1 protein-coding gene is annotated in these 403 nt (G+C 38.5%); it reads right to left on the minus strand.

Annotated elements, in window-relative coordinates; translation table 11 throughout:
• A partial coding sequence (locus KTHG_RS20955; protein ID WP_222424329.1) for a hypothetical protein occupies positions 1 to 403 on the minus strand: 403 nt, incomplete at both ends.

Consider the following 403-nt stretch of genomic DNA (forward strand, 5'->3'; position numbering starts at 1 on the left):
TGCTGTACTCGTTTTATTTTCGATGGTATCTAATCGCAATTTCAAATTAGCGTGTGTTACGTTTGATACATCGTTTCGAGCATCGACCACTTCATTTTTTAGTGCAGCTATATCATCGGCAGCCCCTACTACTTCGCCACGAGCTGTATGAATTTCTTCTAACACTTCACTGATTGAACGAATCGGAATTGTTTCACCTGCTGCATTAAATGAAGTGGCAATATCCAGCCTTTCATATCCCCCATGTGGAAGAATAACGGTTGTTTCATCTACCTGTTTTAAAACAAAATCCATTCGATAAATACCATCTTCTAATGCTGTCGTTAATTTAAATTGAAAGGTATTATCGGGTGTGATGGTTGCTATTTCTTCCACAAGATAGGTGTTGTCTTTTCCGATACGT

Source organism: Kurthia sp. Dielmo, from assembly GCF_000307285.2.
In the GTDB taxonomy this organism is placed as follows: domain Bacteria; phylum Bacillota; class Bacilli; order Bacillales_A; family Planococcaceae; genus Kurthia; species Kurthia populi.